The sequence below is a fragment of the Nocardia sp. NPDC051750 genome, from assembly GCF_044453135.1.
Lineage (GTDB): Bacteria > Actinomycetota > Actinomycetes > Mycobacteriales > Mycobacteriaceae > Nocardia.
The window spans coordinates 1,127,043-1,140,169 of the sequence record NZ_JBITCK010000001.1; the positions used below are offsets into that span (position 1 = coordinate 1,127,043).

The following is a 13,127-nucleotide window of genomic DNA, read 5'->3' on the forward strand; positions in this document are numbered from 1 at the left end:
GGCGCACGGGCGTCGCGGTACCTCGGGGCGGTGATCGGTCAGACGGAGCTGTCGCGTCTTCGGTAGTCCGGACTGGCGAGGAGTTTCGCGATTTCGGCGGTGACCGCGTCCGGATTTTCCTGATGCGCGAAATGCGCGGCGTCGCGGACGGTCACCACCCGGCGGCGTGGGGACAGCTGTGGTCCACGGTGCACGGTGTGCGGCAGGATGTATCGGTCGAATTCGCCGCGCAGCGACACCACCGGTATGTCGACGGGTTTGCGCATCACGGCGATGAACCGGCGCCCGTCCGCGCGCCACTGACTGCGGAAGGCCCACCGTTTGTACTCCAGCGCGCAGTGCGCCGCGCCGGGGATCCGGATTGCCGAACGCATCCGCTGTGCTGTCTCGGCGCATTCCACGGTGCCGGACCAGGCCGTCGAACTACGTCCGGTCAGCAGATCGGCGGCACCGCGGCCGTCCTCGCGGGTGAGCAGATGTTCGGGATACCGGGGGAGCTGGGCGCGCAGGAATCCTGGTAGGAAGGTCCGGCGCTGCGCGTTGTCGCGCAGGACCGAACTCTTCAGGGCCGCCGGATGCGGTGAGGACACCACCGCGATCCCCCGCACCAGCCGTGGATGCAGGACCGCGGTCGCCCAGCAGACCAGGCCGCCGTCGGCATGGCCGACCAGCGTGGCGCTGCTGTAGCCGAGCGCGCGGATCAGTCCGGCGATATCACCGGCCAAGGTCCACCCGTCGTAGCCGCGCGGGGGTTTGTCACTGTCGCCGTAGCCACGCAGGTCCACCGCCACCGCGTGGTACCCCAGGTCGGCCAGGGCGGTGAGCTGATGCCGCCAGGACCACCAGAAATCCGCGAACCCGTGCAGCAGCACCACCAGGGGTGCCTCGGGATCGCCGGGGCCGGCGGAGGCTATATGCAGCCGTATGCCGTTGGCGTGCACATCACGGTGCGTCCAGCCACCGTCGTAGCGCACGCTCGACGGGTCCGGTGGAAAGTTCGACGCCACGGCGTCCGAGCGTAGTGAACGCCCGGCCCCGCCCGGTGTCTGGCCCGCTCAGCGGGTGGACTTGTCCAGTGCGACCGGCTCGTCGTGACTGCCGAAACCGGACGGCAGGACGGTGCGCGTCTGCTTGAGCGAGTCGATCGTCTTCTCCGGTGCCCGCAGCTTCTTGACCTTGCGATAGCCGAGGAACGCCAGCACCACCGTCACCAGGATCATGAACGCGAAAACGATCCAGAACGCGGCCCAGCGGGTGAGCCAGATGTCCAGGGTTTCGGCGACGGCGAAAAAGAAGAAGAAACTGCTGAACAGCAGCACAGTCAATGCGCCGATGAAGAAGACGCTGCCCTGCATGCCCTTCTTGATCTCACCGGTGACCTCGGCCTTGGCCAGGGCCACCTCGGCGCGGACCAGGGTCGAGACCTGTTCGGAGGCGTCGCGGACCAGACTGCCGAAACTGGCCGATGCGTGCGGGTCGATCTCGGACAGCGGAATCGAGGTGACCGTGCCGCCTCGCGCGCCGTCGCCGTTACCGCCCTGTGTCACACTCACGTGGTCGACCCTCTCCCTGTCCCGATCCTGCTCGGTCTTACTGTTCTGGTTCTAGCGCATCCGCGTCCCGCCGTGCTTGGTGGACACGCCCACGCCGCAACAGTAGCGCCGAACCCGCCAGCGATGCGGCCATGGAGGTCACCAGGACCGCCGCCTTGGCCAGTTCGGCGGATTCGGGATATTCCTCCAGCGCCAGTTCCGCCACGAGCAGGCTAACGGTGAACCCGATCGCGCCGAGCACCGACAGGGCGAACATATCGCGATAACCCAGGTGCGCGGGCCGTTTGGCGATCCCGGTGCGGATAGCGAGCCAGCTGATCCCGAAGATACCCACGGTCTTTCCCAGCAGCAGGCCGAGAATGATCGCGAGGGACAGCCGATCGGTGAACAGATCGCCCAGGACTTCGCCGTTGAGCGGCACGCCCGAGGCGAACAAAGCGAACAGCGGCACACACAGCCCGGCCGAAATCGGCTGGACCCGGTGCTCCCAGCGGGTGGCCGGCGCCTCGCGCTCACCCTCGTCCGGGCGGACTCTGGTGAGCAGACCGCACGCGACCCCGGCGAGTGTCGGATGAATATGGGCCTCGTGCAGGGCATACCAGCACACCAGCGCGATCGGTATATAGATCAGCGGGGAGTTCCAGCGCTTGTGCTGGGCGAACCACCAGGCCGCGCAGCAGGCGAGTGCCGCGAGTAGCCAGGTCAAGGCCAGGCCCGTGGTGAACAGGACGGCGATGAGCACAATGGCCATCAGATCGTCCACCACGGCGAGGCTGAGCAGGAAGACCCGGGCGCTGGCGGGGATCCGGGAGCCGGTCATCGCCAGGACGGCGAGTGCGAAGGCGATATCGGTGGCGACGGGGATGGCCCAGCCGCGATCCATTCCGTCGACACCGAAACCGACGGTGTAGGCGATGATTGCCGGGGTCACCACACCGCCCGCGGCGGCGATGATCGGCAGCGCGGCACGTTTGGGGTCGGCGAGTTCGCCGACGACGAGTTCGCGTTTGAGTTCGAGCCCGGCTACGAAGAAGAAGATGGCCAGCAGCCCGTCCTTGACCCAGTCCGCCAGGGTCAGATCCAGGTGCAGCGGCGGGATCGCCAGATGGGTTTCGGTGAGGGTCAGATAGCTGTCGCCCCACGGGGAGTTCACCCAGAGCAATGCCACCGCCGCGGCGATCAGCAGCAGTGCGCCACCGACGGTTTCGGTACGGAGATACCTGGCGAGTTCCGACCGGGGGCTGCTCAGCACGGGGAACCTTTCGGTCGTACGGACATCTGACTTGTCCGCGAACCCCCTGGTGACGGTCCGGAGGGCGCACGAAAACTCGCCGACCAGACTTCCCGGCACACCGTAAGCAATCTTAACGGCCGGGCTTCTCCCGGCCGACGGGCGGGCGATGTCCGCTGCGCGCTGTCGGCGCGGACCGGGTCCGGGCGGGCGTGTTACGCCCGCCCGGACCGGCGCGAATCAGTCGGAACGACCAGCGCGAATGTTCTCGAAAACCTGCGGGTCGACGAGGGTCGAGGTATCGCCCAGTTCACGGCCCTCGGCCACATCGCGGAGCAGCCGGCGCATGATCTTGCCGCTGCGGGTCTTCGGCAGTTCCGGCACCACGTGGATCTCCCGGGGCCGGGCGATCGGGCTGATCGCACGAGCCACCTCGGCTTTCAGTTCGCCGACCATCGCCGCGCCGGTATCGGTGGCGTCGGCGGACAGGATCACGAAGGCCACGATGCCCTGGCCGGTGGTCTCGTCGCTGGCACCGACCACCGCTGCCTCCGCGACCCCGGAATGGCCGACCAGCGCGGATTCGACCTCGGCGGTCGAGATGCGATGCCCGGAAATGTTCATCACATCGTCCACCCGGCCGAGCACCCACAGGTCGCCGTTGACATCGAGTTTCGCGCCGTCACCGGCGAAGTACCAGCCCTGCTCGGCGAAACGCTCCCAGTAGGTGGCCCGGTAGCGCTCCATATCGCCCCAGATACCGCGCAGCATCGACGGCCACGGCTGGTCGAGCACCAGGTAACCGTTGGCCTCGGTCTCGCCGCGGCGCACCGTATTGCCTTCCTCGTCCACCACCGTCGCCGAGATACCGGGCAGCGGGGTCATCGCGGCGCCCGGCTTCGTGGCGGTGATCCCCGGCAGCGGGGAGATCATGATCGCGCCGGTTTCGGTCTGCCACCAGGTGTCGACGATCGGTGCGCTGCCGCCACCGATGACATCGCGGTACCAGCGCCAGGCCTCCGGGTTGATCGGCTCGCCGACCGAACCGAGCACCCGGACCGAGGACAGATCGTGCGCGTCCGGAATCTGGCGGCCCCATTTCATGAAGGTACGGACCAGCGTCGGCGCGGTGTAGTAGATCGTGACGCCGTACTTCTCGATGATCTGCCAGTGCCGGTGCTCATCGGGGAAGTTCGGGGTGCCCTCGTACAGCACCTGGGTGGCGCCGTTGGCGAGCGGACCGTAGACGATATAGCTGTGCCCGGTCACCCAGCCGACATCGGCGGTGCACCAGTAGATATCGGTCTCCGGTTTGTGGTCGAACACCACGCGGTGGGTGTAGCTGGTCTGGGTCAGATACCCGCCGCTGGTGTGCAGGATGCCCTTCGGCTTACCGGTGGTACCGGAGGTGTAGAGGATGAACAGCGGATGTTCGGCGTCGAAGGGCTGCGCCTCGTGCACGGGGTCGGCATTCGCGACGGTTTCGTGCCACCAGAGGTCGCGGCCCTCGGTCCAGGGCACCTCGGTGGCGGTCCGGCGGACCACCAGGACGTGCTCCACACTGGACGGCACATCACCGTGCGCGAACAGCGCCTCGTCGACGGCTTCCTTGAGCGGGGCCGCGCTGCCGCGCCGCCACTGGCCGTCGGTGGTGATGACCAGGCGGGCCTCGGCGTCGTCGATCCGCTGGCGCAGTGCGGTCGGCGAGAAACCGGCGAACACCAGGGAATGCGGGAGACCCAGCCGGGCGCAGGCCAGCATGGCGACGATGGTCTCGGGGATCATCGGCATATAGATGGCGACCCGGTCGCCCGCCGTCAACCCGAGTCCGGTCAGATAGTTGGCCGCCCGGCCGACCTCGGCGAGTAGATCCGAGTAGGTGATCGTGCGGGAATCGCCCGGTTCGCCCTCCCAGTGCAGCGCGACCTTGTCACCGCGGCCTTCGAGGACATGGCGGTCCACACAGTTGTACGCGACATTGAGGCGACCGCCGACGAACCATTTCGCCACGGGAGCGTCGGTCCAGTCGAGCACCTGATTCCACCGCTGATGCCAGTGCAGATGGTCGGCTTGCTCCGTCCAGAAACCTTCGCGGTCCTGCGCGGCCCGCTCGTAGATACCCGCATCCACATTCGCCGCGGCAGCGAACTCCGCGCTCGGCGGGTAGGTGTCCGGCTGTTCGGTCATCTGTGTCACTTCCTTCGCGTTACCTGCACCATGAGGGGCCACCTGTGACCCTAAACTCTCCGCGATCGGGCCGAGCGGATCCCCGGCGAATGGCCGCTGGCATGGGGTGAACGGCTGCCCGGATCGGACGAACGGTCGCTCGGAGCCGGATAGGGGCCACCCGGCTCGAAGTGCACGAAGTCGCGCGCGATACGGCGCGGGCCGATATTCTCAGACGACTCCGCGGGTGCCGGTCGGTCCGGTACCGCGGGCCGCCCGCGAACTCCGCGCACGGATGCGCGGTTCCGCGGGAGCAGCGGCGGCGCCCGAGGGGCCTCGGCTCCGCTACGCCGAGCGGGCGCCGGTGAACACGAACGGGGCGAACGACGAGTCGGGGAGTGTGTGTGCGGGGAGCATCGTGGTCGCTGCGGGCCGTCGGCCTGGTACTGATTCTGGCCACCGTGGCGGTGCTGCCCGCCTGTACAGTGACGCCGGCCCTCGGTGACTCCATCGCGGTCAACGGCTCGGAACCGCAGAATCCGCTGGTGCCGTCGAATACCAACGAGAACGGCGGCGGCCGCATCATCGATCGACTGTTCTCGGGATTGCGGCGGATCGCGGCGGACGGCAGTCTGCACGACGAGGTGGCCGAGTCCATCGAGACGGCCGACCAGCAGCATTACCGGATCCGCCTCGAACCGGGCTGGACCTTCAGCGACGGATCACCGGTCACCGCACATTCTTTCGTTGATGCGTGGAACTACGGCGCTCTGATCACCAACGCACAGTTGCAGAGCTACACCTACGAGCCGATCGTCGGCTTCGACGATGTGCAGGCCGACCCGCCGCGCGCGCGGACCATGTCGGGGCTGCGGGTGATCGACGATCTCACGTTCACCGTCGACCTGGTGGCGCCCACCATCGATTTCCGGACCCGGCTGGCCTACGCGCCCTACTATCCGCTCCCCGAATCGGCCTTCGCGGATATGGAGGCGTTCGGACAACATCCGATCGGCAACGGCCCGTATCGCTTCGCCGGCCCGGAGGCCTGGCAGCACGATGTGAAACTGGATGTGGTGCCGAACGAGTCCTACCGCGGTGGGCGGCCCTCCCGGAACAAGGGCCTGACCTTTATCTTCTACTCCGATTTCGACGCCGCCTACGCCGATCTGCTGGCCGGTAATCTGGACGTGCTCGATACGCTTCCCACCAGTGCGCTGACCGTGGCACAAGCCGATCTGGGGGAGCGCGCGGTCGCGGCACCCACCGCGAAGAATCAATGGATAGGCACCCAGCCCGGGCTACCGCATTTCGGCGGGGAAGAAGGCCGGTTGCGCCGGCACGCCCTATCGAGGGCGATCGACCGCCAGGCGATCGGTGACAAGATCTTCCGTGGCACCCGCGCTCCCGCACGCGACTACACCTCGAGTGTGCTGCCGGGTTTCGACGGTGATCTGCCGGGCGCCGAGGTACTCGAGTACAACCCGGACGAAGCCCGCCGGCTGTGGTCGAAGGCGAACGAGATCTCGCCGTGGAGCGGCCGTTTCGAGATCGCCTACAACGCCGACGGCGACCACCAGGCCTGGGTCGACGCGGTGTCGAACAGTATCAAGAACACACTCGGCATCGAGGCGGTCGGGGCCGCCTACCCGACGTTCAAACAGCTGCGCGATCAGATCACCACGAAGACCGTCGGCAAAGCCTTCCGCTCCGGCTGGCAGGGCGACTACCCGACCATGCTCCAATTCCTGGAGCCGTCCTTCCTCGGCAACTCCGCAACCAACGACTTCGACTACCACAACCCCGAATTCGACGACCTCATCGCGGCCGCGGAAGCCGCGCCGACCGAGCCCGAATCGTGGGCATTGGTGGCCCGGGCACAAACGGTGCTGTTGCACGATATGCCGACCATCCCGATCTTCGACTACGTGAACTCGTCCGGATACTCCGAGCGCGTCCGCGGCGTCGACTTCGGCTGGAACGGTATGGCGGACTTCGAGAATCTCGAACTGATATGACGCCCGGATCCCGCAGGCGTGAGGAGAGCGCATGGCCTGGTACGTAGTGCGGCGGCTGCTGCAGATGGTTCCGGTGTTCTTCGGCGCCACCCTGCTCATCTACTTCCTGATCTACAAGATCTCCGGCGGTTCGGTCGCGGCGCTGGCCGGTGACCGCACCCTCACACCCGCCCTCGAGGAGCAGCTGCGCGCGCGTTACCACCTGGACCGCTCCTTCTTCGTGCAGTACTTCTACTACCTGAAGGGCATCTTCACCTTCGATCTGGGCACGTCGTTCTCGGGTCGGTCGGTGAAAGACGAACTGGTGCGGGCTTTTCCGATCACCTTCCGTCTCGCGGTGCTGGCGCTGCTGTTCGAAGCGGTGTTCGGGATCCTGTTCGGCGCGCTGGCCGGGTTGCGCAAGGGCAAACTGTTCGATTCGGCCATGCTCGTGGTGAGTCTGGTGGTGATCGCGGTACCGGTCTTCGTCCTCGGGTTCCTCGCGCAGTTCCTGCTGGGTGTGAAATGGGGTATCGCGCCCGTCACGGTCGGGGCGGACGCGAGCTGGAGTCGGCTGGTGGTGCCGGCGATGGTGCTGGGTGCGCTTTCGTTCGCCTACGTGCTCCGGCTGACCCGCAACGCGGTCGCGGACAACCGCGACGCCGATTATGTGCGCACCGCGACGGCCAAAGGCATGCCCCGGCGCCGGGTGGTCACCGTGCACATCCTGCGGAACTCGCTGATCCCGGTGGTCACCTTCCTCGGTGCCGATCTCGGTGCCCTGATGGGCGGGGCGATCGTGACGGAGGGCATTTTCAATATCCCCGGCGTGGGCGGCACCCTCTATCAGGCAGTGGTGCGCGGTGAAGCGCCGACAGTGGTCTCCTTCGTCACCGTGCTGATCGTGGTGTTCCTGCTCGCCAACCTCGTGGTGGACCTGCTGTACGCGCTGCTCGACCCCCGGATTCGCTATGCCTGAACAGGAGTACGGCCATGTCCGATGAGTCACCGGTCCGGCGTGACCGGCAGCGCTGGGTCGCCGAACCGGACGCTGTCCAGGTGGAGGCCACCGATCGGTTGCGGGTCGCGGGCGCCCCGCGCGGATTCTGGGGTCAGGCCTGGCGGAACTTGCGGCGTAATCCGCTGTTCTGGATCGCGGCGGTGCTCATCGCGCTGGTGCTGGTGGTCGCGGCGTTCCCCGGTCTGTTCACCGATCAGGACCCGCGCTACTGCCTGGTCGACAACAGCCTGCTGCCCCCGAGTTCGGCGCACTGGTTCGGGTTCGACCTGCAGGGCTGCGATATCTACGCCCGGACCATCTTCGGGGCGCGTGCCTCGATCCTCACCGGCGTCGGCGCGGCGATACTGTTCGTCCTGCTCGGCGCCACCCTCGGGGCGGTGGCCGGCTACTACGGCGGGCTGCTCGATTCGGTGATCTCCCGCCTCTCGGAAATCGTCTACGCGATCCCGCTCATGCTCGCCGCCATCGTGCTCATGCAGCTGTCCACCGAGCGCACGATCGGGCTGGTGATCGTTACCCTGGCGGGCTTCACCTGGCCGCAGGCCGCGCGGATCGCCCGTGGTTCGGTGATCGCGGCGAAGAACAGCGAGTATGTACTGGCGGCACGGGCTCTGGGCGTCTCCCGCCTGGGTATTCTCGTTCGCCATGTGCTGCCGAACTCGGTGGGCCCCGTCATCGTGGTGACCGCTATCTGGCTGGGGGTGTTCATCGTGACCGAAGCGACGCTGTCCTTCCTGGGTGTCGGCCTGCCTCCCACGGTGGTTTCCTGGGGCGCCGATATCGCGACCGGTCAACAGCAGTTGCGGGGCGGATCACTGATCCTGTTCTATCCGGCCACCGCATTGGCGCTGACGGTCCTCGGCTTCATCATGCTGGGCGATGCCCTGGGCGATGCCATCGATCCGAAAGCGCGAGGGAAACGATGAGCTGCCGGGCCGGGCGCCGGCAACCGGGGCGAGCGACGTCCACCGAACGCGCTCGTACCGCGCCCGCGGGGCGCACCGAGCGCGCCCGGGGTGCGCGCGGCACCCGCACACCGAGTGAGCAGCGGTCCCGGCTGCTGGACAGGACGCGACGATGACGACCGCCGACGAGACCCCGCTGCTGGAAATCCGCGACCTCCGTATCGCATTCGGGTCCGGCAACGACCGAATCGAGGCGGTCCGCGGGGTGGATCTCACCGTCTATCCCGGCGAGACCGTGGCGATCGTGGGAGAGAGCGGATCCGGTAAATCGACCACCGCGCACGCGGTTCTCGGCTTGCTGCCCCCCGGCGGCCGGATCGCCGGGGGCAGTATCCGCTTCGCCGGTGCGGAACTGACCGATGCTTCCGAATCCCGGCTCGTCGCCCTCCGGGGCACCGAGATAGGTTTCGTACCACAGGATCCGATGTCGAATCTCGATCCGGTCTACAAGATCGGTTTCCAGGTCCGGGAGACGCTCGCGGCGAGCGGTGTGGCCCGGGGCCGGGACGCTCGCGAGCGGTCTGTCGAATTGTTGCGCGCCGCGGGGATGCCCGACCCCGAACATCGGGCCGGCCAGTATCCGCACGAACTGTCCGGTGGGCTCCGGCAGCGCGCGCTCATCGCGATGGCTCTGGCCGCGCGGCCGGCGTTGCTGATCGCCGACGAACCCACCTCGGCACTGGACGTCACCGTGCAGCGCCGCATCCTCGACCATATCGACAGCCTCACCGGTGAATTCGGTACAGCGATGCTGCTCATCACCCACGATCTCGGGCTGGCTGCCGAACGCGCGGAACATCTGGTTGTCCTGTATCAGGGCCGCGTCGTCGAATCGGGGCCGGCGCTGGAGCTGCTGCGCGAACCGCGCCACGCCTACACCCGCAAGCTGGTCGAATCGGCGCCCTCATTGGCCGCCGGGCGCCGTGCCGGACGTTCCCGGGACAGTGAGCCCAGCCGTGCGGAGGACGGCCGGGAGCCGATCCTGGTGGCCGACCGGCTCACCAAACGGTATCGGGTCCGCGGCTCGGCCCCGTGGCGCTCCAGGGAGGCGACCGCAGCCGAGGATATTTCGTTCCGGCTGCACCGGGGCACCACCACCGCTCTGGTCGGCGAATCGGGGTCCGGGAAATCCACCGTGGCGCAGCTCGTGCTGGGACTGCTCGAACCCAGCTCCGGTTCGGTGATCTTCGACGGCACCGATATCAACCGGCTGACCGGCCGCGAACAGACCCGGTTCCGGCGCCGGGTACAGCCGATCTTCCAGAACCCCTACGCATCCCTGGACCCGATGTACTCGATCCACCGGTGCATCGCCGAACCGCTGTACACCCATCACCTCGGTTCGCGCGCCGAACGCGATGCCCGGGTCCGCGAGCTGCTGGATCAGGTCGCGCTGCCCAGCAGTGTCGCGGCCCGCTATCCGAACGAACTGTCCGGCGGACAGCGTCAGCGGGTCGCCATCGCCCGGGCACTGGCCCTCGGCCCCGAGCTGCTGATCTGCGACGAGGCGGTGTCGGCGCTCGACGTTCTCGTCCAGGCCAATATCCTCGATCTGCTCGGCCGGTTGCAACAAGAGCTCGGTCTCACCTACCTGTTCATCACCCACGACCTCGCGGTGGTGCGGCAGATCGCGGACGAGGTTCTGGTCATGCACGAGGGCAACATCGTCGAAGCAGCGCCGACCGCGCAGATCTTCGAATCGCCGGGTGAGGATTACACCCGCCGGTTGCTCGCGGCCATCCCCGGCCGCAGCCTGACAGTGGGGTGACCGGTATCAGTATCCGTCCGGGGGGCCCGCCCGCGGCGGCGGCGAGCCGCGTAGCCTGCTACTCCGTGACCGATCCGCTCGCGCCCCTCGCCGACCTGCCCGGCGTCCGGGCCGCCGCAGACAAGGCGCGTGACGCGCTGGCCGAGGTGCACCGGCACAAAACGAACCGCCGCGGCTGGCCCGCCACCGCGACGGAGGCCGCGGTCCGGGGCGCCCGTTCGTCGGCGGCGCTCGACGGCGGTAGCACGGAACTTCCGGCCGACGGTGCGGTCGCCGACCCCATTCTGGCCGGTGCGCTGCGTGTAGGGCAGGCGCTCGAAGGTGACGCGCTGCGCAATCTCGTCGGTATCTGGGAGCGGGCGCCGCTGCAGGCGCTGGCCCGGCTGCACCTGCTGGCCGCCGCGGACTTGGTCGCCGACGAGAGCGAACTGGGCCGGCCGCGTGCCGATGGTGGCGTGGCCGAACGCCTGGACGTGCTGTCCCAGACCCTGCTCGCGACCGCCGCGCCGGCGCCGGTGACAGCGGCCGTGGTCCACGGCGAGCTGATGACGCTGAAACCGTTCGGATCGGCGGACGGACTGGTGGCACGCGCCGCGTCGCGCCTGGTCACCGTGTCGAGCGGGCTGGATCCGCATGCACTCGGCGTGCCGGAGGTCTTCTTGTTGCGGCGTCGGCAGGCCTATCTGGACGCGGCAGCCGGATTCGGCGGTGGGACGGCCGCCGGGGTCGGCGGCTGGGTGATCTTCTGCTGCGGGGCCCTCGAAGACGGTGCCCGGGAAGCATTGTCGATCGCGGACGCGGCAGCGGGCTGATCACCGACCGCTCTCCTGGAGGCTCGATACCTGGGCGCCTACGTTCACTGGACCGGTCCCCGCACATTAAAGCGGGCGGCGTGGTCGTTGGACCTCACCGCCCGCGAGCACGGACTACCCGGTTACCATGCGTGCTGAAATGGGTTGTGTTCTCCGGCCTCGGCGTTCCTCCGGAATCCGCAGCAGCTCATCCCCGCAGCTATGCGAGGCCATCGCCGGCAACGGACCGGATTTCGCAGGCCCACAACACTCCTGCCCTTGTCGCGGCGAGCTCCGCGTGGGTGCCTGGTGTCCGTGCTGGGAAGGGTGGTCGGGAGACTGAACCTTCTCTTCCGGCTCCGCCTTGGCCTTCCGTCCTTCCGTGACTCCATTTCTACACTGTGAGCGCTCTCACATCAAGGCTTCGGGGAACTTCGCCGAACATTCGAGAACGGCCGACGTTGGTCGGAGTCATATGCTATAAGTCCAGGTCGGAAAGGTCTTCAGCGTCGTCTCAAGAGGCGATAGGTGAGCGCGCCGGCGGCCAGCGCGCTCAGCCCGATGGCGATACCGGTGGCCGCCGTCTTCGAGGGGGTTCCGAACCGTGACCACAGTGAAACCGGGTTAGAGAAAGTCAGGATGGGCCACCCCCGGGCCGTGGCCTCACGCCGCAGATTTCGATCGGGGTTGACCGCGGTCGGGTGGCCGACCGCGGTCAGCATCGGCAGGTCGGTGACCGAATCGGAGTACGCGTAGCACCGCGACAGGTCGTAACCCTCAGTGGCGGAAAGTTTTTCGATGGCGGTGACCTTGCCTTGCCCGTAACAGTAGAAATCGACCCCGCCGGTGTACTTCCCGTCGGCGACCTCCATGCGGGTCGCCGCGGTATGCGTCGCTCCCAGGGCCTCGGCGATCGGTGCCACCACCTCCTCGCCGGAGGCCGAGACGATCACCACATCGTGCCCACGGATCCGGTGGTCGGCGATCAGATCGACGGCCTCCGCGTAGATCAGCGGATCCACCAGCTCATGCAAGGTCTCGGCCACGATCGACTGGACCTGGGCGACCTCCCAGCCGGCGACCATATTGGTCAGATTGGCGCGCATCCGCTCCATCTGATCGTGGTCGGCGCCCGACAGCAGGAACATGAAATGGGCATAGCTGCTCTCCAGTACCGCCCGCCGGTTGATCAGGCCCTGAGCGAAGAACGGCTTGCTGAACACATACGTGCTCGATCGGGCAATCACCGTCTTGTCCAGGTCGAAGAACGCGGCGATACGGTCGTTCGCGCTGTGGCGAGCGCCGGGAACCGGTGGCGTATCAGCGGGGTTCGTCACGGGTTCAGAATAGGCACCTGCGCGTGGCGTGTCGGTGCCGCAGGGTGGTTTCGGCGGACCTGACCTGTGGTTTTACCCCGATGGAGGTGGTGACCGTGAGCTGGGGAACTTCTTTGCCGCGGGGCTTGCGTTCTCGTCGGGAGTTGGGTGTAGTATGGCTGTCACCTGGACATGTTCCAGGCGCGTTCAGCCCGACCCCCCGGGGCTGAACCCCGACGGCCCCAGCCTCCTCCCCCCCCGGCTGGGGCCGTCCTCTATTCAAGGGACGGCGCCGCGAATGCGGAAGTTGTCCACAGCT

Annotated in this window: 10 protein-coding genes; 5 read left to right on the top strand and 5 right to left on the bottom strand. The window is 67.4% G+C overall.

The features are described 5' to 3' along the window. Positions 1-38: 38 nt before the first annotated feature. The 4 genes from ACIA75_RS04890 to acs all read right to left on the bottom strand — a co-directional run bounded on the left by ACIA75_RS04890 (position 39) and on the right by acs (position 4,971). Positions 39-1,007: an alpha/beta fold hydrolase gene (locus ACIA75_RS04890; protein WP_397099958.1), complete on the bottom strand. Its 969-nt coding sequence runs from the start codon at positions 1,005-1,007 to the stop codon at positions 39-41. Between the two features lie 48 nt (positions 1,008-1,055). Next, the gene (locus ACIA75_RS04895; RefSeq protein ID WP_397099960.1) at positions 1,056-1,553 is read right to left on the bottom strand and encodes a phage holin family protein; all 498 of its coding nucleotides are present in this window, start codon (positions 1,551-1,553) and stop codon (positions 1,056-1,058) included. Positions 1,554-1,590: 37 nt separating this feature from the next. After that, positions 1,591-2,802: a Na+/H+ antiporter NhaA gene (gene nhaA / locus ACIA75_RS04900; protein ID WP_397100943.1), complete on the bottom strand. Its 1,212-nt coding sequence runs from the start codon at positions 2,800-2,802 to the stop codon at positions 1,591-1,593. 222 nt (positions 2,803-3,024) lie between these two features. Continuing rightward, complete coding sequence (acs, locus tag ACIA75_RS04905) at positions 3,025-4,971, bottom strand: acetate--CoA ligase (protein ID WP_397099962.1); 1,947 nt, start codon at positions 4,969-4,971, stop codon at positions 3,025-3,027. A 383-nt stretch (positions 4,972-5,354) separates the two neighbouring features. Here acs and ACIA75_RS04910 point away from each other — a divergent pair, with 383 nt between their 5' ends. The 5 genes from ACIA75_RS04910 (at position 5,355) to ACIA75_RS04930 (ending at position 11,513) form a co-directional block, all read left to right on the top strand. Then, positions 5,355-6,968: an ABC transporter substrate-binding protein gene (locus tag ACIA75_RS04910; protein ID WP_397099964.1), complete on the top strand. Its 1,614-nt coding sequence runs from the start codon at positions 5,355-5,357 to the stop codon at positions 6,966-6,968. Positions 6,969-6,999: 31 nt separating this feature from the next. After that, positions 7,000-7,926 carry an ABC transporter permease gene (locus tag ACIA75_RS04915; RefSeq protein WP_397099966.1) on the top strand — a complete coding sequence of 309 codons (927 nt, stop codon included), beginning with the start codon at positions 7,000-7,002 and terminating at the stop codon, positions 7,924-7,926. A gap of 14 nt (positions 7,927-7,940) precedes the next feature. Continuing rightward, the gene (locus tag ACIA75_RS04920; protein ID WP_397099968.1) at positions 7,941-8,894 is read left to right on the top strand and encodes an ABC transporter permease; all 954 of its coding nucleotides are present in this window, start codon (positions 7,941-7,943) and stop codon (positions 8,892-8,894) included. A gap of 151 nt (positions 8,895-9,045) precedes the next feature. Further along, positions 9,046-10,701, top strand: coding sequence for a dipeptide ABC transporter ATP-binding protein (locus ACIA75_RS04925; RefSeq protein ID WP_397099970.1), 1,656 nt, complete (start codon positions 9,046-9,048; stop codon positions 10,699-10,701). A gap of 65 nt (positions 10,702-10,766) precedes the next feature. Next, positions 10,767-11,513: an oxidoreductase gene (locus ACIA75_RS04930; RefSeq protein ID WP_397099972.1), complete on the top strand. Its 747-nt coding sequence runs from the start codon at positions 10,767-10,769 to the stop codon at positions 11,511-11,513. Positions 11,514-11,995: 482 nt separating this feature from the next. Here ACIA75_RS04930 and ACIA75_RS04935 read toward each other — a convergent pair whose 3' ends face one another. Continuing rightward, on the bottom strand, positions 11,996-12,829 hold the full coding sequence (locus ACIA75_RS04935; protein WP_397099974.1) for an HAD family hydrolase: 834 nt from the start codon (positions 12,827-12,829) through the stop codon (positions 11,996-11,998). Between the last annotated feature and the right edge of the window lie 298 nt (positions 12,830-13,127).